The sequence below is a fragment of the Microtetraspora sp. NBRC 16547 genome, assembly GCF_030268965.1.
Classification (GTDB): Bacteria; Actinomycetota; Actinomycetes; order Streptosporangiales; family Streptosporangiaceae; genus Microtetraspora.
Window position 1 is genome coordinate 34,971 of sequence record NZ_BSSE01000018.1, and the last position, 24,744, is coordinate 59,714.

21 protein-coding genes are annotated in these 24,744 nt (G+C 69.6%); 12 read left to right on the forward strand and 9 right to left on the reverse strand.

Annotated elements, in window-relative coordinates:
* Positions 1 to 538: 538 nt before the first annotated feature.
* Complete coding sequence (locus QSK17_RS23080; RefSeq protein WP_285707204.1) at positions 539 to 1,774, reverse strand: lipase family protein; 1,236 nt, start codon at positions 1,772 to 1,774, stop codon at positions 539 to 541.
* Between the two features lie 195 nt (positions 1,775 to 1,969).
* The gene (locus tag QSK17_RS23085; RefSeq protein WP_285707205.1) at positions 1,970 to 4,372 is read right to left on the reverse strand and encodes an ExeM/NucH family extracellular endonuclease; all 2,403 of its coding nucleotides are present in this window, start codon (positions 4,370 to 4,372) and stop codon (positions 1,970 to 1,972) included.
* A 220-nt stretch (positions 4,373 to 4,592) separates the two neighbouring features.
* On the opposite strand from QSK17_RS23085, the gene QSK17_RS23090 reads away from it, so the two are divergent.
* Complete coding sequence (locus QSK17_RS23090) at positions 4,593 to 4,769, forward strand: hypothetical protein (protein ID WP_285707206.1); 177 nt, start codon at positions 4,593 to 4,595, stop codon at positions 4,767 to 4,769.
* Here QSK17_RS23090 and QSK17_RS23095 read toward each other — a convergent pair.
* Complete coding sequence (locus tag QSK17_RS23095; protein ID WP_285707207.1) at positions 4,759 to 5,166, reverse strand: RidA family protein; 408 nt, start codon at positions 5,164 to 5,166, stop codon at positions 4,759 to 4,761. The genes QSK17_RS23090 and QSK17_RS23095 overlap by 11 nt on opposite strands.
* Before the next feature lie 143 nt (positions 5,167 to 5,309).
* Here QSK17_RS23095 and QSK17_RS23100 point away from each other — a divergent pair, with 143 nt between their 5' ends.
* Entirely contained in the window at positions 5,310 to 5,690 is a 381-nt protein-coding gene (locus QSK17_RS23100) for a winged helix-turn-helix transcriptional regulator (protein WP_285707208.1), read from the forward strand.
* Between the two features lie 99 nt (positions 5,691 to 5,789).
* Here the strand turns inward: QSK17_RS23100 and QSK17_RS23105 are convergent, their stop codons facing one another.
* On the reverse strand, positions 5,790 to 6,884 hold the full coding sequence (locus tag QSK17_RS23105; protein ID WP_285707210.1) for a TetR/AcrR family transcriptional regulator: 1,095 nt from the start codon (positions 6,882 to 6,884) through the stop codon (positions 5,790 to 5,792).
* Between the two features lie 106 nt (positions 6,885 to 6,990).
* On the opposite strand from QSK17_RS23105, the gene clpX reads away from it, so the two are divergent.
* The 5 genes from clpX (at position 6,991) to QSK17_RS23130 (ending at position 13,268) form a co-directional block, all read left to right on the forward strand.
* Entirely contained in the window at positions 6,991 to 8,283 is a 1,293-nt protein-coding gene (clpX, locus tag QSK17_RS23110) for an ATP-dependent Clp protease ATP-binding subunit ClpX (protein ID WP_285707211.1), read from the forward strand.
* A 66-nt stretch (positions 8,284 to 8,349) separates the two neighbouring features.
* Complete coding sequence (locus tag QSK17_RS23115) at positions 8,350 to 9,123, forward strand: hypothetical protein (RefSeq protein ID WP_285707212.1); 774 nt, start codon at positions 8,350 to 8,352, stop codon at positions 9,121 to 9,123.
* A 179-nt stretch (positions 9,124 to 9,302) separates the two neighbouring features.
* The gene (locus tag QSK17_RS23120) at positions 9,303 to 10,424 is read left to right on the forward strand and encodes a hypothetical protein (protein ID WP_285707213.1); all 1,122 of its coding nucleotides are present in this window, start codon (positions 9,303 to 9,305) and stop codon (positions 10,422 to 10,424) included.
* A gap of 94 nt (positions 10,425 to 10,518) precedes the next feature.
* On the forward strand, positions 10,519 to 11,865 hold the full coding sequence (locus tag QSK17_RS23125; protein WP_285707214.1) for a hypothetical protein: 1,347 nt from the start codon (positions 10,519 to 10,521) through the stop codon (positions 11,863 to 11,865).
* Entirely contained in the window at positions 11,862 to 13,268 is a 1,407-nt protein-coding gene (locus tag QSK17_RS23130; protein ID WP_285707215.1) for an AAA family ATPase, read from the forward strand. Before QSK17_RS23125 ends, QSK17_RS23130 begins: the two co-directional genes overlap by 4 nt.
* Positions 13,269 to 13,324: 56 nt before the next feature.
* Here the strand turns inward: QSK17_RS23130 and QSK17_RS23135 are convergent, their stop codons facing one another.
* The 4 genes from QSK17_RS23135 to QSK17_RS23150 form a co-directional block, all read right to left on the reverse strand.
* Entirely contained in the window at positions 13,325 to 14,695 is a 1,371-nt protein-coding gene (locus QSK17_RS23135) for a hypothetical protein (protein ID WP_285707216.1), read from the reverse strand.
* Positions 14,692 to 15,174 (reverse strand): SigE family RNA polymerase sigma factor, encoded by a 483-nt coding sequence (locus QSK17_RS23140; protein WP_285707217.1) that lies wholly within the window; start codon positions 15,172 to 15,174, stop codon positions 14,692 to 14,694. The genes QSK17_RS23135 and QSK17_RS23140 overlap by 4 nt, the downstream gene beginning before the upstream one ends.
* Before the next feature lie 137 nt (positions 15,175 to 15,311).
* The gene (locus QSK17_RS23145) at positions 15,312 to 15,734 is read right to left on the reverse strand and encodes a hypothetical protein (protein WP_285707218.1); all 423 of its coding nucleotides are present in this window, start codon (positions 15,732 to 15,734) and stop codon (positions 15,312 to 15,314) included.
* Between the two features lie 182 nt (positions 15,735 to 15,916).
* Complete coding sequence (locus QSK17_RS23150) at positions 15,917 to 17,485, reverse strand: trypsin-like serine peptidase (RefSeq protein WP_285707219.1); 1,569 nt, start codon at positions 17,483 to 17,485, stop codon at positions 15,917 to 15,919.
* A gap of 631 nt (positions 17,486 to 18,116) precedes the next feature.
* Here QSK17_RS23150 and QSK17_RS23155 point away from each other — a divergent pair.
* Together QSK17_RS23155 and QSK17_RS23160 are read left to right on the forward strand one after the other, a co-directional pair.
* On the forward strand, positions 18,117 to 19,436 hold the full coding sequence (locus tag QSK17_RS23155; RefSeq protein ID WP_285707220.1) for an ROK family transcriptional regulator: 1,320 nt from the start codon (positions 18,117 to 18,119) through the stop codon (positions 19,434 to 19,436).
* Between the two features lie 110 nt (positions 19,437 to 19,546).
* Positions 19,547 to 22,012 (forward strand): family 20 glycosylhydrolase, encoded by a 2,466-nt coding sequence (locus tag QSK17_RS23160; RefSeq protein WP_285707221.1) that lies wholly within the window; start codon positions 19,547 to 19,549, stop codon positions 22,010 to 22,012.
* 153 nt (positions 22,013 to 22,165) lie between these two features.
* Here QSK17_RS23160 and QSK17_RS23165 read toward each other — a convergent pair whose 3' ends face one another.
* Entirely contained in the window at positions 22,166 to 22,606 is a 441-nt protein-coding gene (locus QSK17_RS23165; protein WP_285707222.1) for a YbaB/EbfC family nucleoid-associated protein, read from the reverse strand.
* A 156-nt stretch (positions 22,607 to 22,762) separates the two neighbouring features.
* On the opposite strand from QSK17_RS23165, the gene QSK17_RS23170 reads away from it, so the two are divergent.
* The 3 genes from QSK17_RS23170 to QSK17_RS23180 all read left to right on the forward strand — a co-directional run bounded on the left by QSK17_RS23170 (position 22,763) and on the right by QSK17_RS23180 (position 24,740).
* The gene (locus QSK17_RS23170; RefSeq protein ID WP_285707223.1) at positions 22,763 to 23,062 is read left to right on the forward strand and encodes a hypothetical protein; all 300 of its coding nucleotides are present in this window, start codon (positions 22,763 to 22,765) and stop codon (positions 23,060 to 23,062) included.
* 22 nt (positions 23,063 to 23,084) lie between these two features.
* Positions 23,085 to 23,873: a hypothetical protein gene (locus QSK17_RS23175; RefSeq protein ID WP_285707224.1), complete on the forward strand. Its 789-nt coding sequence runs from the start codon at positions 23,085 to 23,087 to the stop codon at positions 23,871 to 23,873.
* A gap of 120 nt (positions 23,874 to 23,993) precedes the next feature.
* Positions 23,994 to 24,740 (forward strand): HAD family hydrolase, encoded by a 747-nt coding sequence (locus tag QSK17_RS23180; RefSeq protein WP_285707225.1) that lies wholly within the window; start codon positions 23,994 to 23,996, stop codon positions 24,738 to 24,740.
* Positions 24,741 to 24,744 lie beyond the last annotated feature (4 nt).

Sequence of the window (24,744 nt, forward strand, 5' to 3'; positions counted from 1 at the left end):
ACTGGCTGGCGCTGGATCGCTCGCCGCGGTCGGCTACGCCTTTCCGGCCTTCCTGCGGCCCGTCACCGAGGTTCCCCGAGGTCACCGTCGTTCCGTAGCGCCGCCCACACAGCCGTTGGCCACGATGCCCACGGCCACCCGCCGCATGCGACGCGAGGGCGCCCGATAGACCACGCCAGGACCGGCCTGCGTGCTCCCGGACGGAGCCGATGCCGGCGCAAGTCCTCCCGATCAGGTGGCCGACGCCGCGGCGACGAGCGGCAGGCGCAGGCTCCATGCCCGCAGCCGCGGCGAACGCGTCAACTGTTATCGAGCGTTCCGGCGGAAACGCTCGCCCCCTCGCATCAATGCGCGTCGGCCTCCGCGTACGGATCGGCTTCGGGTCGTCGCCGGGCACAGCGTTGGTAACGGCAACAGTGGAGGGCGGGACCCCCGATCTCGGGGATCCCGCCCTCCGCGTGTTTGTGAGCTGCCGAACTAGGGAGTGTCTGACAAATACTGGGCCGTGCGCAGCAGGGCTTGATTTGTCAGACACGGCTTAAGGCAGCCGGTCGATGATCCAGGAGCTGAGCTCCTCGGTGATCGTGGTGTGCCCCTCGTTCTTGGACGCGAGCTTGAAGTCGTCCAGTTCGCTGTCGTCAGGAGAGAGTCTGTTGATGTCGACGTACAGATCGTCGTGGGTGGCGATGTCGCGGATGGCGACGGCGCTGACCGCCGGGACGAAGCAGTGCGAGCGGATCGGGTTGTCGACGGCCATGCCGAGGTGAGTGAGCTTGTTGAGTTCGTCGGCGAGGATTCCGAAGCCCTCCAGCGTTCCGCCGGGGGCGCCGTCGATGTCGGGCATGCCCGTGGCGTGGATATCCGGGCGCTGCAAGGTCACGACGCGAAGGGTGGCGACCAGCGAGTCGGTTCCCGTCGACTGGGCGCGCAGGTCGGTGCCGGTGACGGCCAGACCCGTGCCGCGCATGGCGGTCTTGCCGGGCTTCACGCCGTTGCCCTTGCCCGAGCCGACGCCGTTGGCGACGCCGATCAGCCGGGGGATGCGCGGCCAGCCGCCGACGCCCTCCAACGCGGCGAGGAACTCGGTCCGCTCCTTGGCGGTGGCGGGCGCGTCCTGCCACTCCGCGACGTGCCGCCACAGCAGCTGGCGCGAGGCCGGGCTGTTCATCTGGTCGGAGAACCGGCTGTCGAGCCTGCGGATGTAGTGCGCGAACGCCTGCAGGGCGATGGGAATCCACGCGCCACGGTGCGGGCTGTCGTAGGAGAAGTACAGCGCCGTCTGGTGGTCCAGCCTCTGGCTCTCCAACTTGGCCAGGGCGTACCGGGCGACCAGGCCGCCCATGCTGAAGCCGCCGACTGTGAGCGGGTGGCCACCGAGCCGCCGTGCGATCGCTTCCTGGATCGCCGCGATGGCGGTGTTCGCGTTGTTCAGAATCGATGCGCTGCGTTCGGTGAAACCGAGCAGGACGACGTCCCTGCCGCGCTTTCGCAGTTCGCCGATGAGCGGATATCCGCTGAACTGCAGGGCATTCCAGGAGAATTCAGGGGTGCTGGGCCCGGTGTTGAAGCCGTCCGCCATGATCACGGGCCTGACCAGGCTGTCGTTGCCCTCCCCGTAGTACACCCAGGCGGCGCCGCCGGGGAGAGACCACACGTCGTCGGGCGGCGGTGGGAGCTGCGTGGGGGCCTCCCTGGGGCCGGGAGCCAGGATGATGGGCGGCGCGGCCCGGAGCGCGTCCGCGATCTGCTGGTCGTTCTGTTCCTGTTCGCTCATACTGATCCCCTTCGGTGTTGATAACTGTATGTATGTCCATAACTACTCTTAGTAATCACAGAAGGGGTCGCGCCGGTCAGCCGTCATCACCATCAGGGGCGCCTTCTGCCGACACGCCGAAAACCCGCGGGTCGCGGCACGGGGTTCCGTGCCACGACCCGCGGGCCTCGTGTCAAGGCGTGGAGAACCGCTCCGTCAGAGGTTCAACCCGACCAGCAGCGGGTCGTGGTCGGAGGAGCGGTAGGCGTCCGGCGCGTACAGGTACGGCGGGTTGAACTCGGTGTTGTAGTCCATGAACCGGCCCTCGTCGCTGTTGATGTGCCAGATGGTGGCACCGGTCACCAGCTTGCTCAGCTTCCGGTCGGCCAGGGCGTGGTCGAGCTCGCCGGAGAGACCGTTGAAGACATAGCTGTAGCGGTCCTTCGCCGAGACGTACTTCTTGCTCAGGCTGGTCAGCCCGCCCACCTCCAGAGCGTGGATCGGGTCCTCCTCGCCGTACGCGTTGATGTCGCCGAGGACGAGCGTGTTCTGGAGCTTCAGGTCGTCGATCAGGGCCAGCATGGCCTGGGCCTGCTTGACTCGCTTGGCGTTGTAGCAGCTCTGGCCGTCGCCCTGGTCGGCGTCGGCACCGGTGGCGGCGCCGTCGACGTCGCTGCAGCCCTTGGACTTGAAGTGGTTGACCAGCACGGTGAAGGTCTGGCCGTCCCCGCTCGCCTTGCGGAACGTCTGAACCAGCGGCGGCCGGTTGAAGACCGGGTCGGGAGAGGACTGCGCCGCGCCGACCGGGGTGACCTTGGCCGGCTTGTAGATCAGCGCGGTCTGGATCAGATCGGTGCCCGGGTTGGGGTGGGTGATCGCCTTGTAGGTGCCCGCGCCGGCCTTGGCGTTGAGCGCGTCGACCAGGGCGTTCAGCGCCACGTCGGAGTTGCGCTCGATCTCCATCAGCCCGGCCACGTCAGGGTCGAGCCCCATGATGTTGGCGACCAGCTTGGCGAGCTGCCTGTCCCGTTCGACGGCGGTGGTCGCGCCCCGGGACTTGAGCGTGGTGAACCAGTTGAGCGTGTTGAGGCTCGCCACCCGGACGTCGCCGCCGACATTCGCGGGCATTGCGGGACGCGGGTTCGCCGGCTCGAAGACGACGGGCTGGGTCGGCTGGAGCCGGTAGGCCCCGAAGCCCTCGGTGAGCACACCGGTCAGGTTCTTGACCTCGTCGCCGAGCCGGACGGTGTTCGACCCCTCGGAGTGGTACGGCAGGGTCGCGGGGTTCTGGACGTTGGAACCGTCGTCGAGCAGGATCGTCCGCCGCGCGTCCTTCTCGCTGTCCACACCCTTGCGGTCGGTCGGCTGCCACAGGCGGCCGCCCTCCGAGAGGGTGATCTCGCCGAACCGGCCCAGGTTGTAGATCTCCGAGGCGGCCAGGTCGCCCTTGAAGGTGACGAGCATGCCCTCGTAACGCTCGAAGGTGATCCCCTTCTTGAGCGGCAGCTTCACCTCGGTCGGCTTGATGGTGCCGGTGCCGCAGATGTTGACCGCGGTGGCCGGCGAGATCTCGGTCAGGCCGTTGTACTCGATCGCCTTGCCGGAGACGAGGACGTGGTCACCGACCTTGACCGGCGACGAGGAGAACACGAACAGGCCCTCGGAGGTCGCCGGGTCCTTGTCCGGCTTCGGGTCCTGGACGTAGAAGCCGTTGAACTGGCCGGCCCCCTGGTAGGCGCCGACGACAATGCCCTCGACCCGGACGTCTTGCCCGGCGACCGGGCTGACGTCGCCGTCCCCCTGCACCTGCGCGATCCGGTGCGTGATCGGAGTGTCACACGTGTCGGTCGGCGTCGGGCTCGCGCTGGGGCTCGGGCTGGCCGAGGTCGTCGGAGAAGCCGACGGCGAGACCGATGGGGAGACGGTCGGAGAGGCCGACGGGGACGGGTCGCCGCCACCGCACGGCGCGGGCGGCGTGGCGGAGTTGCGCGGGGCGGGGGCCGTGACGTCGAAGTCGGCGCCGTTGTCCTCGGTGTCGGCGCAGCCGCCGTTCTTGCGGATCCCGGCGGTGCTGTTCGTGAGAGCGGGGGCGGGGGTGCCCTTGAAGAAGTTCGCCGCGCCGTACCCGACGAGGTCGGCGACGAGCGCCATCTGCTCGTCGGTGCAGGGGGTGGTGGAGCCGTTGCAGACCAGGCCGTCGGCGGAGCGGACCAGCGCCACCTTGCCCGCCGTGCCGCTCATGTTGATGGTGCCGACGTCATCGGGCGTGGGGAGCGAGCCGCTGGCGGTGGTACCCGCGGCGAGCTGGACCAGGTGGTACTGGCCGGGCGCGAGGGTTCCGGTCAGGGCCGTCTTGTTGGCGGAGAAGTTTCCGGTTCCGCTCGCGCTGGTGTACTGGACCGACCAGCCGTTCAGCGATACGGGGGCCGCGCTGCGGTTGAAGAGTTCGACGTAGTCGTTGGTGAACGGGGCGCCGGAGTTTCCGCCTCCGCCGTACACCTGGCTGATGACGACGGTGCCCTGCGCCGCGACGGCAGGAGTTGAGGGGAGGGCCGCGATCGAGCCGACGGTGACGCCGGCAGTCACAAGGATCGCGAGTGCCCGGGGCATAGCACGCATGTCTCGAAAGGGTAAAGCGCGAGCTATCCGGATACCGCTTCTAATGGATGGATAAATCGTGAATTCGAAATATCGACACTTCCTGTCGATGGCGGCACCGATGATCTGGCGTCATATGACCTGGCGCGGACCGCCGCGGTCGCGGAGCTCTACCCCAAGGAGGCGGGTACGGTGGCCCTCGCTCGCCCGCCGGATCGGTCTCAAGCGGGAGAACCAGTGGGTGAACCGGCTGCAGTACGGCAACCGGAAGATCGGCACCGTCGAGTTGCTCTGCGCGGCCGTGGTGATGCCGGTGGGCGGGGCGCTGTTCCACCCGGCCGCGCAGTCCCTACTGGCCGGGGTCGCCCCGGCCCGCCGCTCCCGGGGCCCAGGCCAGGAACACCTGTTCAGTCGATGACCGCGGTGGCCTCGACCTCGACCAGGAGGTCGGGCCCGGCCAGTGCGGCGACACCGATCCCCGTGAGCGGCGCTATCGGGGTGACGCCCAGCCTCGCGGCGGCCCGGGCGACCCCCTCCGCGAACAAGGGCATCTTCTCGGGTGTCCAGTCGACGAAATAGACGGTCAGTTTCACCACGTCGTCGAAGGAAGCGCCGACCTCGGCCAGGGCGGTGCCGATGTTGAGGTAGCACTGCTCGACCTGAGCGGCGAGGTCACCTTCGCCAACCGTGACCCCGTCGGCACCCCAGGCGACCTGCCCGGCGATGAAGACCAGCTTCGACCCAGATCCGATGGACACCTGCCGGTACAGATCGATTTCCGGCAGTCCGCTGGGGTTCACCAGGGTGATGGCCATGCTGTCTGTCTCCTTGTCATGAGAAGCCCGTGGGCTCGCTTCCGCAGAACCGAGACGCGTGTGCTCTCTTGCGGTTACTCAGGAACTGTAAGAGAGTGGCCGCTGACATGGAAGAACGCACTTTTCAGTGACTGGGGAACCTGATGGTGACCAAGCAGCTCAAGGGCTCGTCCAACGAAGCAGACCTGACGCGCGCGGACTCTTTGGCGCGGGAGATCTTCTCGGATGTCGCCAACAAGTGGGCGTTCCTGATCATCGAGTCCCTCGGTGAACGCACCCTGCGCTTCAGCGAGTTGCGGAACGAGATCGAGGGCATCAGCCACAAGATGCTCACCCAGAATCTGCGCATGCTGGAGCGCAACGGCCTGGTCGAGCGGAGCGTGTATCCCACCGTGCCGCCGCGGGTCGAGTACACCCTCACCACGCCGGGCCAAGCCCTACGAGCGACCGTCGATGGAATGTGTGCCTGGACCCACCGGTACCTCGGTCACATCGAGTCCTCCCGCCGCCGCTTCGACACCTGACGGGTGGAACACTCGCACGCACGCCATCGGCCGGGCCGCACTCGGCGGTTTCGTCGGGCCGGCATGGGGGCGAAAGCGGAGATCTAGCGGGTGCACTCCCTAACGGTTCTTCGCGGCGGGACCGCCCACCGTGGCGACGGCGTGGCAGGCGCCGCGGCCGTCGGCGCGGGCGACGATCCGGCCCGCCGCGACGCGTACGGCGGTCTCGGTCGCGTCGCTGACGGCGGGTACGCCGGCCACGGCGGCGAGGGTGCCCATCGCGTCGTGCACCACCTGCAGACGCGGCCAGGCCGCTGGTGGAAAGGCCTGACGCAGGCAGGTGCAGAGGTCGGCGACGGCCAGCCGCGCCAGCGGTCCCAGCTCGTCGGGGTCGCCGGTGACCAGGACGGCGGTGACCTCCACGTCGGGCGGCGCGGCCCGCACCGCCTCCTCCACGGCTTCGAGCCGGTGCAGCCCGAGAATCGCCACCACGCCGTCGCCGGTGAGCCGGGCGCTCTCGCCACGCACCGCGTCCAGCACGTGCGGCGGGGACCACGGCTCGTCGGCGGGCCGCGCCGGGGGGATCCAGGGCATGTGCGGGGGCGACCACCCGCCGTCCATGTCGAGGTCCGCCAACTGTTCGCAGACACTGACGGCGTCGAAGGGCTCGACGAAGCCGGGCGCGGCGGCGGCCATCTGGCTCACGCCGTGCAGGGTCGTCAGCACGGCCTCCGCGACGCGCACCAGGCGGTCGGGCGGCGCGCCGGCCAGGCGCAACCGCTCCAGGGCCAGCCCGAGGAGGATCGCGTCCAGCTTCATCAGCTGTGCGTACGGCTGGCGGATCCGCTCGTCGGAGGCGATCTCGGGCATCAGGTCCATGCCGAGCCGCGCCGCGCCGGGCCGGTCGTCGGCGGCGAGGGGAAGCCGGGTGACCCAGGCGCGGGCGAACGCCCCCAGTGCGTCGCGGGCGGTGCGGACGGACTCGGGGCGCGGCGGGCGGGGTGAACGCTCGGCGAGGTCGGCCAGGACGGCGAAGTAGAGGGCCCGTTTGCCGGGGAAGTTGGAGTAGACCGCGCCGCGGGTGAGCCCGGCGCGCTCGGCGATGCCGTCGATCTTGGCGTCGCGGAAGCCGCGTTCGGTGAACTCGTCCTGGGCGGCGGCCAGCACCTTGGCGCGGTTGCGCTCCTGGGTCTCCGCTCTGGTGAGCCGCCTCATCGTCCTCCTGGTCCCGGCGAATTGCCGCTTCTCCCGGTGCAAGATACCGTAGCCATCCAGATGATGGGATCATGTGTTGTCGTCATTTAAAAGGAGACGTTCCGGAGTGGCACGCATCGGTGATGGCGACGACCTGCTGAAATGCACATTTTGCGGAAAAAATCAGAAGCAGGTCAGGAGGCTGATCGCGGGACCGAGCCCCCTGTGCATCTGCGACGAATGCGTCCAGCTCTGCAACGAGCTCATCGAGGAGGAGAACGCCGAGTCCTCCGGCCCGGAACGGGGCGACCTGCCGAAACCGCGGGAGATCCACGCGTTCCTCGACCAGTACGTGATCGGCCAGGAGAACGCCAAGAAGGCACTCTCGGTGGCGGTCTACAACCACTACAAACGCGTCCTGGCAGTGACCGGACGGAACGACGCCACGAAGGAGGAACCGGTCGAGCTGGGCAAGTCCAACATCCTGCTGATCGGCCCGACCGGCTCCGGCAAGACCTACCTCGTCCAGCGGCTCGCCCGGATGCTGGACGTCCCGTTCGCGATCGCCGACGCCACCGCGCTCACCGAGGCCGGCTACGTCGGGGAGGACGTCGAGAACATCCTGCTCAAGCTGCTCCAGGCGGCCGACTACGACGTCAAGAAGGCCGAGACGGGCATCATCTACATCGACGAGATCGACAAGATCGCCCGCAGGGGCGAGAACCCGTCGACCACCCGCGACGTCTCCGGCGAGGGCGTCCAGCAGGCGCTGCTGAAGATCCTCGAGGGCACCGTCGCGAGCGTGCCGCCGCAGGGCGGGCGCAAGCACCCCCACCAGGAGTTCCTCCAGATCGACACGAGCGACGTGCTGTTCATCGTCGGCGGCGCCTTCATCGGCCTAGAGCAGATCATCGAGCAACGGGTCGGTCGCGGGGCCGCCGGGTTCGGCGCCGCGCTCCGCACCGCGCACGATCGGGAGAGGACGGATGCCTTCGCCGAGGTCACACCCCAGGACCTGCTGAAGTTCGGGCTGATCCCGGAGATCGTCGGCCGGCTCCCGGTGGTGTCCACCTTCCACCCGCTGGACCGGACCATGTTGACCCGGATCCTCACCGAGCCGCGCAACGCGCTGCTCAAGCAGTACCAGCGGCTCTTCGAGCTCGACGGCGTCGAGCTGGAATTCACCGCCGACGCCGTCGGCGCGATCGCCGACCAGGCACTGCTGCGACGCACCGGCGCCCGGGGAACCCGCGCGATCCTGGAAGAGGTCCTGCTCAACGCGATGTACGAGGTGCCCGGCCGGGACGACGTGGCCCGCGTCGTGATTGACCGGGAGACCGTGCTCGACAACGTCAACCCGACCCTCGTACCGCGCGAGCGCCCCGGCCGCAGGCAGCAGGGCCACGAGAAATCCGCCTGAGGCGTCTCCTTGGAAGCGAGCGGAATACCCAGGTTTTGACTGGGGCCGCTGCTACGCTCCCCGACCGTGGAACTGGATGCGCTGGAAGCACGCATCACCGAACTACGCGGAGAGATACGGCTCGCGAAGGCCGGCGGCGACGACGACGCGAAGGTCCGGCGGCTGCGAGCCGAACTGCGCACGGCCGAGCGCGCCTGGGACGACGCGCTGGATCGCGGCTCCGAGCCGGACGACGCGCCGCCGCTGCTGCCGATCCGCGAACAGGTCCACCAGGCGCTGACCCTGCTCGGCGCACCCTCCGCGAGCAGGGTGATCGTCGCCGTCAACGATGCGTTCTTCGCCGGCCGGGTCGCCGCCACACAGCTGACCAGCCTGCGGCGGGACGAGGAGAGGTCGTTCCGCTCCTCGCCCTATGCCCGGCCGTACTATCTGTGCGCCGCGCTCACCGCGGAGCTGCTGTCCCCGGCGCGCGGCCTGCTCGCGATCAGCACCTGGCCGGTGGCCGTGCGGATCATCGGCCCGCTCAGCCCGCGCACGGACTTCCTCACCTCCGCGATCCGCGTCGCGGAGCATATGACCAGACTCACCGGCGCGGGTGGATCCGCCTCTTCCGGGGCGTACCGGCTGCTGACGAGGATGGCGCGGAACATCCCCGGCGCGGTCGAGGGCTTCGGGCGGGCCGATCCCGCCCGGGTGGTCGGCGCGGCCAACGCCGAGCTGGTCGTCCATCAGGAGAACGACCGGCGGGATCGGCATGCGGCAGCGGAACGCGCCACCACGCGGTTGGACGAGGTCACCCGCCTCTTCGGGGCCGGGCTCAGGTCCGCGTCCGCCTCATGAAACGCCGCCTCCTGAACCCGATCCAGACCGATCCAGAGGAACCCATCCCGAACCGACCATCCCGAACCAGCCACTCCGAACCGGCCAGTCCGAACCGACTACCGCAAGCGACCGGTCCGGAGCGACCACTGCGAAGTGAGCGCTTCCCGACCACCGATCCCACGACCCACGAGGACCGAGTGAACAGCCCCAACCACCGGCTCGACGCCCTGCGAGGCGGCGTCGCGCCCGTCGATCACAACGCCCGCACCATCGCGGCCCTCGCCGGCAACCCCGGGTGCGACCGGCGGGCCGTGCTGGACGCGGCCGGGATCCACAAGCAGAGCATCGCCGTCCACCTCGGCCACCCCGCCCCCTTCGGGCAGTCCCCGTTCGCCCTGGACCGGGCCCGGGCGTTCGAGGAGCTGGTGAAGGCCGACGGCTGCGCGCACCTGGTACGGCTGCTGCGTGAAACGCTCGGCCTGTCGGTCCCCGAGGTGGCCTACACCGACATCGCGGACGTCGGCGGCAACACCGCCCACCAGCTGCGGCACACCCGTACCCTGGCCGAGCTGCGGCGGGCCGCCGAGGACGGCGAGAGGAGCGGCACGCTCTTCGACCACCCGCTGCTCAAGCTTCCGGTCGCGGGCCACGAGGTCTACCTGGAGCCGTCCGTCATCGCCTTCCAGATCAGGGGCCGCTTCCACATCGTGGAGATCAAGTCGTTCGCGGTCATCGACGGGACCGCCGACTCCGGGCAGGTCGCCGCCGCCTCCCGGCTCTCCGCGGTCTATGTGTACGCGCTGAAGGCGCTGTTCCGGGCCGAGGGCATCGATCCCGACCGGGTGTCCCACGAGGTCGTGCTGGTCTGTCCCAAGGACTTCGCCAACCACCCGACCGCGACCCTGCTCGACGTGCGCCAGCAGCTCGCCTCGTTGAACCGGCAGCTTTCGCGGCTCACCAGGATCGACCGGATCCTCGACCACCTCCCGCCGGAGCTCACCTTCAGCCTGGAGCAGTCGCCCGCTGAGCTGGCCCGGGCGATCCGCACGGTCGAGGCCCGTTACGCGCCCGAATGCCTGTCCGCCTGCGAGATGGCGTACTTCTGCCGGGCCGACGCCCGCGTCTGCGGCTCGGTGGACGTCCTCGGCCGCGCCACGCGCGACGAGCTCGGCGGCCTGGAGTCGATCGACGCGGTACTCGACCTCACCGCCGGCGACCGCCTCACGTCGCCAGAGCAGGCCGAGATCGCCGACCAGCTCCGCTACGTCCGCGCCGTCTACCGCGAACACGCGTCGGCGGGGGCGGAGGCGGTCGCATGAGCATCGTGACCTCCTACGCCCGCGCGCTGGCCGCGCACGAGGGACGCGCCCAGCCGATCGCGACCGTACGCACCTGCACCTGTCGGCCACACCCATGGTGTTCATCCCGCTCAAGCTCGCGGGAGAGGCCGCCGCGCCGCTGGGCGCGATGGTCGGCACCGATCCGGCCGAGCCCCACCTGCTGGTCGTGCCGCAGCCGCGCAACCGGGATCTGCGGTTCGCCTTCATGTCGGAGCTCGCCCAGATCATGCTCCCGTACATCGAGGGCTTCGCCACCGCGAAGGAGACGGTCAGCGGCAGGAACGAGCGCGAGCGCTACCTCGACGCGCCGCAGGTCATCGTGCCCGGGCGGCGCGGGGTCGAGTTCGTCCGGCTGCTCGGCCGCTCCACCAGGTTCCGCCGGTCCGACGGCCCCTACCCGGTCGATCCCTCCGTGCCCGTCCTCGGCCAGTGGCTGACCTTCCTGTACGAACGCGGCGAGTTAGCCGGATCGTCGGCGTTGCTCGCCATGACCGACGCGCTGTCCCTGCACTGGGCGACCGGGCAGAGCCCGATGGAGGACGCCAACCTCGCCACGCTGCTGGCCTGGATCTCCCCGCCGCCCGGTCTCACCGGCCAGGAGGCGGCGGCCGCGGCCGAGAACCCGATCGACCGGCCCCCGGCGGGCCCCGACACCGATCCCGGTTTCGACGCCCAGGTCCTGCAGCCCGCGATCCGGGCGTACGACGCCTCCGGCTCGCCCGCCCTGGTCCGCCAGGCCCTGCGCACCCAACTGGAGCCGACCTGGCGGCTCATGTGGGAGGCCGTGGACCTGATGCGCGCTCTTCCGGAGGCGGCGAGCGTCGCCGAACGGTGGGCCATCGACAGGGACCAGTACACCCGCGAGGTCACCCGGCTCGCCGAGGGCGGGCCGCCCCGGGGGCGCCGCGACCAGGCGGGGCCCGCCGCGATCCGGCTGTGGGACATGGAGGGGGCACAACAGTCCTACGACGCGCAGCGCGCCTACGACGACCCCCTGGTCATGACCGAACACCGCGCGGCCGGCAAGGCGTTCACCGGCGAGGCGGTCCATGTGGACGCGGACCGGAAGATCCTGCTGCCCGGAGGGAAGAAGCCGGTGCCGCGACCGCTGGTCACCGTCCGCACCAGCGACCCGGTACGGCTCACGCCGGGCAAGAGGGTCTTCTCGGTGCACCGGCGCAGGCAGTCCGGGGAGATCGTGGAGATCGACGGCGATCTCATCGTCGTCCAGCTCAACGACCAGCTCGCCAAGGGCGCGGGCGTACCCACCCCCGGTGACGCGGTCTGCTTCACCGAGCTCGACCTCGGCGGGCGGATCCGGCCCGGTTTCCCGACCGGTGAGGAGACGCCGTGGACCCATGGCGGCCCGCCCGCCGCGTACGTGCCGACCGACGAGGACGCGGTGGAGGCCTGGTCATGACCGTTCCCCACTCGACCCCCTACTCGACTCCCCACTCGACCCGCTTTCCGACCGGCGGCACAGCCGAGACCGCAGACTCGGCCGACTCAGCCGGCGGCACTGGCGGCTTCGGCAGTGCGGCCGAGGCCGCCGGCCGGGCCACCGCCGCGATCCTGGCCGACTTCGCCGGCGGCGGCCACCGGGGCGTCATCGTGGACTCCCCGCCCGGAGCGGGCAAGTCCACGCTCGTCGTGACCAGCACGCTTGAGCTGGCCGGGGCCGGGGAACGCCTGATGATCGTCGCCCAGACGAACGAGCAGGTCGACGACCTGGCCGACAAGATCGCCATGCGGAATCCCGCGCTCACGGTCGGCCGCCTCCACAAGGACGGCTTCCAGGTCCCCGAGCGGGTGGTCCGGCATCCCGGCGTCACCGCGTCCAAGAAGATCGACGACGTGGCCTCCTGCGCGGTGGTCCTCGCCACCGCGGACAAGTGGGCCTACGTGTCCGGCCACACCTGGAAGTGGGCGATCATCGACGAGGCCTACCAGATGCGCTCGGACAAGCTGCTGGCCATCGCCGCGCTGTTCGAGCAGGCATTGTTCGTCGGCGACCCCGGCCAGCTCGATCCGTTCTCCGTCGTCGACACCGAGCGCTGGGCGGGCCTGGCCTGGGATCCGATGCAGAGCGCCGTGGCCGTCAGCGCCCGCCTCAACGACCTTCCCGTACACCGGCTGCCGGTCTCCTGGCGGCTTCCGGCCTCGGCCGCCCCGCTCATCTCGGAGGCGTTCTATCCGTTCACCCCGTTCCGGTCCGGCACGGCGCACGGGGACCGCTCCCTGGAGTTCACCGCCGCCGGATTCCCCGCCTCCTGGGACGGCACGCTGGACGAGGCCGCCGCGACGGGATGGGCGCTGCACGAGCTGCCCAGCCGCCACACCATCCGGACCGACGCCGACGCCGTACAGGCATGCGCGGCGCTGGCCACCCGGTTGCTGCGGCGCGGCCCGGTCGCCCACGACGAGCACGGCTCCCACGTGGTCGACGCCACGCGGATCGCCATCGGGGCGGCGCACAACGACCAGGTGGCCGCCATTCGCGCCGCGGGCGTCCCCCCGGGCGTGACCGTGGACACCGCCAACCGGCTCCAGGGCCGCGAGTACGACGTGACCATCGTGCTCCACCCGCTGTCGGGACGGCGCGACGCGACCGCGTTCCACCTCGAATCCGGCCGCCTGTGCGTGCTGACGTCGCGCCACCGCCACGCCTGTGTCGTCGTCGCCCGCGCCGGGATCCCCGAGCTCCTCGACGCCCACCCCAGCACCGGGCGGGTGCGACTCAACGTGCCGGTCAAGTTCCCCGACGGCTGGGAGGCCAACCACGCCGTCCTCGCCCATCTCGCCGCCCATCGCGTTCCCGGCTGAACGCGCCTGGCCGGCGCGGTGACCGCGGTCACCGCGCCGGACTGTGTCAGCCTGCGTCAGCCGGCGTCCGGGACGGCGGCCAGGTTGAGGACGTCGTATTTGTCACCCAGATCGATAAACTCGGTCATGCATGTCGTGGCGCCCGGGGACGGAGTCGCCCCCGCCGACGCCATCGTCTTCCGATCCTCTTCTCTCATCGGGACGCAGGTCCGCTTGGCCTTGATCTCGCCCGCGTTCCAGTAGAAGACCAGGGTGGGCGACGACGAGACGCCGCGCCCGTACGAGCCACCGGCCCCGTCCTTGGTGATCGCGCTGACCCCGGCGACCTTCCCGGTGTTCAGGTCATAGAGCGCGTGATGCCTCTCGCGCAGCTGGACGAAGTGGCCACCGTGGATCTCCGGCATGTAGGCGCGCCCGGGCAGCTGCTTTCCCTCCGTGCCGTCGGGCCGCATGGCGAAGACGTTTCCGTCGGATCCGTCGGAATTGCCGACGCACCACTCGGTGGCGCAGCGCAGGCCCGTCACGCCGGAAGGGGCGGTGATCGATCGCCGGGCGCCGGTCTCCAGATCGACCAGCAGGGTCTGGTTCCTGTTCCGCTGCTCCTCGTCGGGGCCGGCGTCGCCCAGTACGTCACGCGCCCACGGCCAGGAGGCAAGCCACAGTCCGTCCGTTCCCGCGACCTTCTCAGGCGGGCCCCCGCTGATCGGCATGCGGTACACCCCACCGGACTTGGGCGACCAGACGATGTGATCGCCGGTGACCCCGATGCGGTCCACCAGGGCCAGGTCCCCGGTCACCTCGCCGACCCGGATCGGCTCGCCGCCCTGTCGGGGGACGACCCAGAAGTCCGCCCACTTCCGGTCGTCGTTCGGGGTGGTGCCGTACCAGGCGATGTAGTCGCGGCCCGGCTCGACGTTCTGCACGTAGTAGCCCTTCCCGCCGGGGGTCATCGTGGCGAGCACCCGGGCCTCGCCCGTCCTGGTGTCATAGACCTCAAGCCGACCGGCCTTCTCGAACGACGCCTCCGCGGTGAGCAGGATCTCCGTGGGGCTGAGCGCGGTGACCGGCCGATATTTGAAGCCGTCCGCTGCCTTCTTGGGGAACGTCGAGACCGCCTCGGGCCACACCTCACGGGCCGGTCGCGCCCGCTCCTTCGGCAAGGTGGGCCTGTCGGCCGGGCTCGGATCGGCCGCGCTGGGAACGGCCGAGGCCATCGGCCTGACCTCGTCCGTACGGTCTCCACCGCGGACGACGGCCGTTCCTCCCAGGGCGACGGCCACGACCCCGGCGGCGGCCAGGGCCGACTGGTAGCGGCGACGGGTCCTGCGCCTGCGACGGACCGCGAGGAGCCGATCGAGATCGACCGGTGCGGGCGCGCCGCTCGCGGCGTTCCTGAGCGCTTCGATGAGGTCCTGTTCGGTTCTCATACTTCCTCCATCAGGATCGCGCGACGCTGGATCCGCAGCTTGTCGAGGGCGCGGGATGCCTGGCTGCGTACGGTCCCCGATGAGATGCCGAGGATTCTGGCGATCTCGGCGTCCGGAAGGTCCTCGTAGTAGCGCAGCACGAGCACGGCCCGCTGTTTCGGCGGCAGCCCGCCGACCTCCGCCCACAGCCCCGCGTCGCCGTCGAGCCGCACGTCGGTGTAGCCGTGCTCGGGGGTGACCGCGACCAGGCGTTCTCGGCGCCTGCGCCGCCACCAGCTGATGTGTTGCCGGGCCATGACCGTACGGACGTAGCCTTCGGGGTCGTCCTTGCGGATGACGCGCGTCCAGGCGTCGCCGAGCCGCAGCAGCGCCTCCTGAACGAGGTCGGCCGCGTCGTCCGCGTTGCCCGTCAGCACGACGCCGTAGCGGAACAGCGCATCGCTTCGTGCCCGGACGAATTCGTCGAAAGTGTCGTCCACGAACCCAAGGACGTCCGATCGCCCGGTTTCGTTGCATCACCCGATGGCGACGGATATGAGGCATCGGGGTGGCGCACTTCGGCCGGGAACGGCTGCCGGACATGTGACGGGCTCTCCGGCTTGAGCGCTTCGAACGGTCAGGCGGGCGCCCAGTACTTCTGGAGGATCTTCTCCAGCCGCCGCACCACCGGGCTCCAGGTGCTCGGCAGCGTGTAGCGGGCGGTCCGGTGGCCCTGGTAGGAGAGCGTGTACTGGATGAAGTCGGCTCCCGGCGGCTGCGTCTCGGAGCTGCCCAGGCGCAGCTGCTTGAGGTCGCGGCGCAGTCCGCGGATCTCGCCGCTGGTGAGGCACGCGTCAACGGCCGGCCCCGTACGGCGGCTCAGCCGGACGCATCCGTCGGTGTACACGGTCACGCGGTCGTCGATGCCCGCGAAGCCGCCCTGCTCACGGAGCTGCACCAGCACCTTCTTCTGCGCGGTCACCGCCTGCGCCGGCGACGTCATGGTCGCGCCCAGGAACAGAACGAGTGCCGCCAGAAGCGCGATACGCCAAATTCCCATACTCCTTGGACGTATCGGATCGCCGAGCGGCTCAAATCAGGACCGGCGTTTTCTCGCGGGCGTGGTCGCGGGCCGGGAGAACGGGAGAAAAGGAAGCGGGGCCCGGCGGTGACCGCCAGGCCCCGACCAAGGGGGTTCCCCAGAGAGGCCCTGACCTCTCGATCCCTCAGTCGCTGGTCCGGTTAAAGGATGGATCCGGACCAGACGTTCGCCGCCTGCTTGTACACGCCGTACGTCTCACCGTCGAAGTAGGGCGACAGGCTGGTGTCGATGCGGTTGTTGCCGTCACGGTCCGCGATGGCGATGGTGACGCCGTTCAGGTAGCCGAGGCGGCGGGCGTTGCTGTAGTTGAGCAGCCACGCCGACCCCATGGAGCCCTCACCGGTGAAGGACGACTTGACGCCCTGCAGCTCCTCGGCCTTCATGGAAGCCGCGGACGCGGCGAAGGTCTTGCCGTAGCTCCACTTCTGGGTCTGCCCGGTGAAGGGACGCGTGCCGTCCGGGTGGGAGCCGCTCGGGTAGCCGAACAGGAAGATGTTCTTGCCGAGCTTCTGGTTGTAGGCCAGGCCCTGACCGCCGACCTTGTCTCCCAGGCGACCGGCGTCGCTCACGGCCCGGATGATGTAGCGGTCCTTGTAGTACTTCTCCTGGACGTCCTTGACCCACTTCTTCACGAAGTACTGCTTCTTGTACGCCTCGACGAACCGCTTGCCGCGCTTGACCTGGAGGTCGCCGAGGAACTTGCCGGCCTTCTTGTCCTTGCTCAGCTGGTGGTACTCGCGCATCGAGATGCGGGTCCACTGGTCGCTGCTGTTACCGCACCAGGACGGGCACTTCTCGCCGTTCTTCATGGCTTCGGTGCCGTTCGGGGCGGCCTTGTAGTCGGCGGCCTTGACCTCAACGGCGGTCAGCCTGATGCCGTTGATGCCCTTGGTGTAGTACTCCTCGTGCTTGGCATAGCCGTCCGCCGGAGGGTCGACCTCGACCGCGTCGCTCCCGGCGACCTGCTTCCAGTACGGCCCGCCCTCGGTGTACTTCTCGGCGAACTCGGCGGCGCTGACCTCCTCGGAGAGGATCTGCTTGTCGCCGGTGTAGGCGTCGTAGGTCTTCTTGTCGACTTCCTTGTCACCGGCGATGCTGATGCCGTTGTAGACGGTGACGAACGCGTAGTCGCGGTCGCCGTCCTCATAGACGTCGAAGTCGTAGTGCGTGAAGGCCTGCTTGCCCACGTAGATGCCGAAGGGCGCCTTGCCCTTGTAGTAACCGGGGACGAAGACCCACTTGTCGAGGGTGGCCTTGCTGCTCTTCGTGTCGTACGCGCAGTGCCCGGCCGTGGCGACCAGGTTGCGGTAGTTCGCCTGCACAGAGGTGCCGGAGCACCAGTGCGGGTTGCCGTCGGCACCGAGGAAGAACACCTTGCCGGTGGTCTTCGGCAGGTTGACGTTCTTCGACTTCGAGGTCGTCTTCTTCTCGTCGCCGATGGCGGGGACCGTGCCGGGCTTGGTGCTGGCCGCCGGGCCGCCGCCGGAGACGTGCTTGGCCGTGACCACCGGGTCCACGTTGTACGGCGTCGCTTCCTCCAGCGACTGCGCCGTCCAGAAGAACGCGACCTGCTGTGCCGCGTTCGAGGTCCCGGCGAGGGTCTCCTTGACCTTGTAGTCGGCCGCCTGGGCCGGGGTGGAGACCAGGGCGGTCGCGAGGAGGCCGGCGGCGGTTGCGAGGGTTCCGCCGATGGCGAGGGTGCGCTTCAAGGGGGGATATCTCCTTGGGCTGTCGTGGGACGTCATCTACGCCCCATCCGTCAGTTAAGGACAGGCCCAGACCGTACTAGCCGCATCGATGGTTCGTAAGGGTCGCGGTCCACAGCGTTTTCCCAGGTAAAGGCACGTTATCGTTTCGTGATCACGGCCGATTCCGGCACTGGACGACGGCGCACCCACAGGTCACCGTCGATTTCCGGCCACCTGGACCGACCCTTCGGCGAGCTGCCAGAGAACGTTCAGGATGTGAGGTGAATCACATTTGTTTTGCGGCACGGATTCGCCACTGAAACCGTCTAAGACTGCCCGCGAAGTCGCGGCTGTCGCGGAAGGGCGGGGTTCGCACCCGTGCTCAGGCCGTCGCGAGCCGGTCGTGTGGCCCACTGTCCGGCTTCGTGACCGCCGGTCACCACGAGTCAAGGACGTCGGCCGAATCGTCACCGGGAGACCATCGACGACGTTGCGGCGGGATGAGACCGGCGGTTAGTCTCGCCGGAAGTATCGGCGTGGCTCGCCCGCTCCCCCGGCTCCACGACAGACGACCGGGATGACGCGGTCGGCACGGCGGAGGGGCGGTGTCGAAAGCGGGCTGGACGTGCGGGGACGAGACCGGTGAGCACCGGTGAGCAATGACGGCGTGCTGCGCAACCTGCGTCGACAGCACGAACTGCGCGTCCTGACCACGCTGGCGGAGCGCGGCCCCTGCTCGCGCAGGGAGCTGGAGATCGCCACCGCGCTCTCGCGGACCACCATGTCGGCCATCGTCGCCGACCTCGTTCGGCGGCGCGCGGTCGTCGACGACGCCCAGCGACCGGCGTCCGGCCGGGGGCGGCCGACGACACTCGTACGGCTCAACCCACGGGCCGCGTCCGCGGTCGGGGTCGAGCTGGGCCGCGGTCACGTCAGCGTCGCCGTGGTCGACATCGCGCGTACGGTGCTCGCGCACGCCACCGAGCCGGTCGCGGGCGGCGACGGGCTACCCGCCAGGATGGACGCCGCCCTCGCGCTCCTCGACCGGGTCACCAGCGAGGGCGGGCTGGTGATCGACGGGCTGAGGGGCGCCGGGCTCGGGCTCTGGGGACACCACCCCGATCCGCGAGCCGGCGCGGAACCGTCCGGTGGTCCGGTCGGCGAAGAGCCGGACGGCGATCCGGTCCTCGCGGAGTCGGCCGACGGTTCAAGCGTCGCGGGGCCGGACAGCGATCCGGTCGTCGCGGGGTTGGTGGGCCGCCTGTACGGCGCGCTCGGCGCCCCGGTGGTCTGGGACCACAACATCCGGCTCGCCGCGGTCGCGGAACGGCACGCCACCCAGGCGCCCGCCTGCGCTGACCTGGTCTATGTCGCCCTGTCCCACGGCGTCGGCAGCGGCGTGCTCGTCAACGGCACACCCGCGCGCGGCGCGTCGGGCACGGCGGGCGAGCTCGGCCACGTCAGCGTGGAACCCGAAGGGCCGCCCTGCTGGTGCGGCGGCCGCGGATGCCTGGAGCGGTACCTCTCGGTGGACGCGGTCCTCAGGCGCGCCGGGGAGGTCGCGCCGGAGGTGGCCGACATCGCCGGTCTGGTCGCGGCGCTGGACCGCGGCGACCGGCCCGTACGCGAGGTGGTGGACCGGAGCGCCGAGCTGCTTTGCCGGGCGCTGAGCATGGTGGTGACCCTGCTCGATCCCCGCGAGGTGGTCATCGGGGGCGAGCTGGCCGAGCTGGGGGAGCATCTGCTCGGCCCGGTCCGGGCGTCGCTGGCGCGGCGACGGCTGTCCACCCGCGACCGGCGGCTCGATCTGCGCACCGCGCGGGTCGCCCAGGGCGCGGCCGCCGTCGGCGCGGCGCTGATCGCGCTCAACGAGTACGCCTCGATCCACGACCTCGATGACCAGGCCGTACCGGCTCCGGCGTCGGATGGAGCGGTCGCGTCGGCAGCGGCCGATTTATGTTCAGGCTCTTGACGTAAAGCGTCCGCGACGCCCAAACTCTGGCGTTATCACCCGTCACCGGCGTGCCGGGCGTCACCTCGGCGCGCGTGCCGGCGACGGCCCGGGCGTCGCGAAGGAGCCCCATGTCCGCATCCCCCCACCGTTCTTCCACCCGATCGAGGAGCCGCTCGGTCGCGGCCGTCCTGTCCGCCGCGCTCGCCGCCGCACTGCTGGTGCAACCGGGCGTCGCGACGGCACGGGTGTCCCCCTCGATCAGCCTTCCGGCGGCGACCTCCGCGTCGCCACCGGCTCCGGTCAACCTCGCCCGCGCGGGCATCGCCACCGCGTCGAGCGTCGAGTTGGACCGCCAGGACTTCGTCGCCGCGCACGTCAACGACGGCGACATCAACACACGCTGGTCGTCGAAGTACCAGGACGACAACTGGGTGCAGGTCCGGCTCGCCCAGCCCGCCACAGTCGACCACGTGACGCTCACCTGGCCGAACGCCTGCGCCCGCGACTTCGCCCTGCAGACCTCCACGGACGGCGTCACCTGGACCGACGTCACCCGGCTCCAGCGCGACACCTGCTCCCGTACGGACATCATCGACGTGAAGTCGTCGACACCGGTGTCCTACGTCCGGATGCAGGGGTACAAGCGGTGGGGTTCGTACGGGTACTCGATCTCCGAGTTCGAGATCTGGGACCGTCCGCCCGCGCCGCCGGCGCCGACCCTCGGCCTGGTCCCCCGGCCGGTGTCGGAGGAGACACGCGACGGCACGCCGTTCACGCTGCACAAGAACACCCGCATCGTCGCGATCGGCGAGGGCGCCGACGGTCCGGCGCGCTACCTGGCCGGGATCCTGCGCCCGTCGACCGGATACCGCCTGAACGTGGTCGGCCGGGGATGGGGTCCGGCGCCGATCGTCATCGAGGTCGGCGCGGGCAAGGCGCCCGCCGGCCACGCGGACGAGGGCTACACGCTGACCGTCGAGGCCGACCGCGTCCGGATCGGCGCCGACACGCCCAACGGCGCGCTGAACGGCGTGCAGACGCTGCGCCAGCTCTTCCCGCAGTGGGTGGAGTCCCGCACCGCCGTGTCCACCACGTGGACGGTGCCGCAGGTGACGATCAGCGACTACCCCCGCTTCGCGTACCGGGGCATGATGCTCGACGTCGCCCGCAGCTTCTATCCGATGGACGAGATCAAGACCTACATCGACGCGGCGGCGCAGTTCAAGATCAACCGGCTGCATCTGCACCTGGCCGACGACCAGGGCTGGCGCATCGCGATCGACACGCCGGAGGACAACCCGTCGGGCATCGACTACGGCCTGCTCACCCGCGTCAGCGGCGGCACCGCGATGACGTACAACGACAGCGGCCAGCAGATGGGCACCGAGCTCGGCGTCACCGGGTTCTACACCAAGGCCGACTACGCCGAGATCATCCGCTACGCCGGAGAGCGCGGCATGATGGTGGTCCCCGAGGTCGACATGCCCGGCCACACCAATGCCGCGCTGCATGCGATCCCGCAGCTCAACACCGCGGGCGCCCGGCCGCGGCCGCAGCCGGGGCAGCCGACCGTGCCGTCCAACGGCACCGGCAACGTCGGCTACTCCTCCTTCGACGCGAACAGCGACGCCACCTACGAGTTCGTACGGACCGTCCTCACCGAGATCGCCGAGATGACGCCGGGGCCGTACCTGCACATCGGCGGTGACGAGGCGCACGTCACGAGCCGCGCCGACTACACGAAGATGGTCGAGGCCTTCACGGAGACCGTCGCGTCGCTCGGCAAGACCGTCGTCGGCTGGAACGAGTACGCCCAGACCGCGCTCCCGAAGGATGGCGCCGTCGTCCAGTTCTGGAACGGGGACCGGAACGCCGTGGCCAACGCGGTGAACACCCGCGGCGCCAAGGTGATCCTCTCCCCGGCCGCCAACACGTACGTGCCGCAGAAGCAGGACTCGCGCCAGCCCCAGGGCGGCACCTGGGCGTGCGGTGGCGTGTGCGGGCTGGACCGGCACTACAACTGGGATCCGGGCACGTTCATCCCCAACATCAGTGAATCCAGCGTGCTGGGCGTCGAGTCGGCCCTGTGGGGCGAGTTCATCCGGCACGTCGGCCAGGCGCAGTACTACGCCTACCCGAGGCTGATCGCCACCGCCGAGGCGGGCTGGACGCCGCAGACCCAGCGGAGTTACGCCGACTTCACCACCCGGCTGTCCGCGATGGGAGGGCGGCTGACGGTCCAGGGGACGAACTTCTTCCCCACCGCCGACGTCCCCTGGCGGATGGCGGCGCTCGGCACGCCGACGACCGCGCAGATCGGTGCCCCGTCCCGCGCCACCTGGACGGTCACCGCACCCGGACTCGCCTCCACCGCGCTCACCGCGACCGTCACCTGGAGCGACGGCGTGACCGAGCGGCTCACGCCGACGACCACTCGTGAGGCGAGCATCCCCGAGATGCGGATCAACGACGCCTTCACCGTGGTGTCCGGCCGCGCGTTCAGCGATCCGGGGACGTTCACCGGCACGCTCTCGATCGGCGTACCGGGCCGGGCTCCCGCTGAGGAGACGCTGACGGTCACCGTGCGCGACTGACGTCGGCCACCGGCGACGAATCCCGCCCGGCCGATCCCCACGTGGGTGATCGGCCGGGCGGTCCGACTTCGGGCGGCGGATGGCAGCCGAGCAGCTCGCGCCGTCTCACAGGGGAGAGGGCGGTCCGCCGGGAACCGGCGCGATCACCGGTTCTCAGCGGTCGGTGCCCAGATCCGCCACCCGCATCTCGATCGCACGGGCGAATGATTCGTAGGACTCCGTCAACCGCTTCTCCACCCGGGCGGAGTCGAATCCCCCGTCGGGGATCTCCATGCCTCCGAGCGCGTCACCCAGCAGTTCGCGCGTCCTGCGCGCCCCGTCGTCCTGCGCCTCGCGGATGGTCTTCATCAGCTCCTCCGCCAGGACGTGGCTCTCCAGCCGCATCACGCGGGGGTTGAGCTCGATCTTCTCCACCCGGCCGCTGCCGTCGGCGACGACGGCGATCATGCCGTCCGCGCTCGTTCCTGTGCCGCGCACCCCACCGAGTTCGCCCTCGACCTCGGAGAGGCGCCGCATCATCTGTTCCGCTTCCCGGCTCACACGATCGAGGTCTTCTGCCTGGACGTTGTCGGGGTCAAACCGAAAACCGGACACGACAGTCCCCTTTTCACGCCGAGTGATCAAAGGTGACTCAAATCACTCCTGACACGACACAAAATGACAAGATACTGTCCCCTTCATAAGTACGCCATGCCACGAGATGTTGACACTTAGGTGAACAACGACGCACGGGTAAGGGAGAGACGGCGCATGAGCCAGGACATACACGTCACCTCTACGTGCATCACAAATGTGCAGCGCAATCTCAATGAATACCTCCTTCCCGCGTTGAAGGAGCTGAAGAAAGACATCGGGAGTACCGATGTCGGCTTCCCCGGATTCGGCACCCTGGGCGCGGTGATGCTCGGCAGGTACGGCGACGTACAGCACAACGTCCGAGGCAGGACCGAGGACGCCATCGAGACCGTGGAGGCCTGGATCGAGGCACTGGAGACCATCAAGAAGAACTGGATCCAGGCGGAGAACAACAGCACCGTGGTTTACAGGTAGCACCCGAGAGGAGAGGCCGAGCGTGCTCCCCGTCGCCCTGCAGTCCAGGGCAGCCCTCGAAGCACTCAAGGAAGCCGCGAAGTCGGCTCCCGCCCTGTGGACGGGAGTGGCCATCGCGCTCACGGCGGTGGCGAACGTTCCGGGGATGAGCGACGCCAAAGCGAACTGGAATGCCCTCGCCAAGGTTCTCGAAGTCGAGTACCCCGGCATCCTGGGCAACGCCGCCTTCGTGTCCCGCGGAGACTGGATCGCCGACGACCAGAGAGCCTTCCTGGACGCGACCTCGCATTTCGGTGGTGACCTGCAGAAGCTCAGCGGTCTCTGCTACACCATGGAGGGCCAGGTCGACCAGGTGCGCGACGCGTACCAGCTCTACTGGCAGGAGATCGGCGCACTCGCCGCCACCGTCGTCGGCTACATCGCAGCGGCCAAGCTCATGCTGCTCATGCCACAGTCGAGAGTTGCCGGGGAGATCTGGCTCCAGCGACTCGTCGCCTTCACGAACCTCATCATCGCGAACAAGACGAAGATCCTCCTGGGCTTCTTGGGCGCGGCGGGCGTCACGCTGAGCAACACCACTCAGTCCATGACGCAGATGTTCAACATCAAACCGACCGGACGCGGCGCGATCGATTTCAAGCGGGCCACGATCTCGACGGCGCCCCCTTCTCAGTGGATCGCTCCCAAGCGGGAGATCCCGGAGCCCGCGCCGCCCCCGACACCGACGCCGACATCCCCGGCGCCGACATCCCCGGCGCCGACATCCCCGGCGCCGACGTCCCCGGCGCCCCAAAGGCCCCCGGCTCCGTAAGCACCCCAGGGCCCTGCCTTCTTCCGCGATCGCGCGACGGCCACGCGGCTGTCACCGGGAAGCGCCGCACCTTATCGGCCGGTGTGCGGCCTTTACCAGCGAATCTGGCAAGGTGGATGGATGACGATCCTCGGGGTGCTCTTCGACGTCGACGACACGCTGTTCGACTACTCCACCTCGGAGCGGGTCGGCATCCTCAAGCACCTGGCGGCCGAGGAGATGCTGGAGCTGTTCCCGTCCCCCGCCGAGGCGGTCGAGGTCTGGCGGGAGATCATGGAGGAGGAGTACGCCCGGTTCCTCGCCGGCGAGCTGACGTTCGCCGGGCAGCAGCTCGCCCGGGCCCGGCGGCTGCTGGCGCACGTCGGGCGCCTGCCCGCCGACGGGATGCCCGACGACACGGTGACCGTTTGGTTCTCGAGGTACACGGAGTTCCGGAAGACCGCGTGGGCCGCCTTCCCGGACGCCGCCCCCACGCTCGCCTCGCTCGCGGTGCGATACCGGCTCGGCGTCGTCTCCAACTCGTCACTCGCGCACCAGCGGGAGAAGTTGCGCGTGATCGGGCTGCTCGACCACTTCGGCGACGCGATCCTCTGTTCCGACGACCACGGCGCGCCCAAGCCGGATCCCGGCATCTTCCTGGCGGGGTGCGCGCTCCTCGGCCTGCCGCCGCACCAGGTCGCGTACGTCGGGGACAAGTACGACGTGGACGCGCTCGGCGCCAGGGACGCCGGGCTGCACGCGTACTGGCTCGACAGGGCGGCCACCGGAACGGCCGACGGCGCCGCGCCACCAGACGGCGCGGACGGCGTCACGATGATCGGTTCGCTGGATGAGCTGGTGACCGCACTGACCACACTGACCGCCTGAGCGC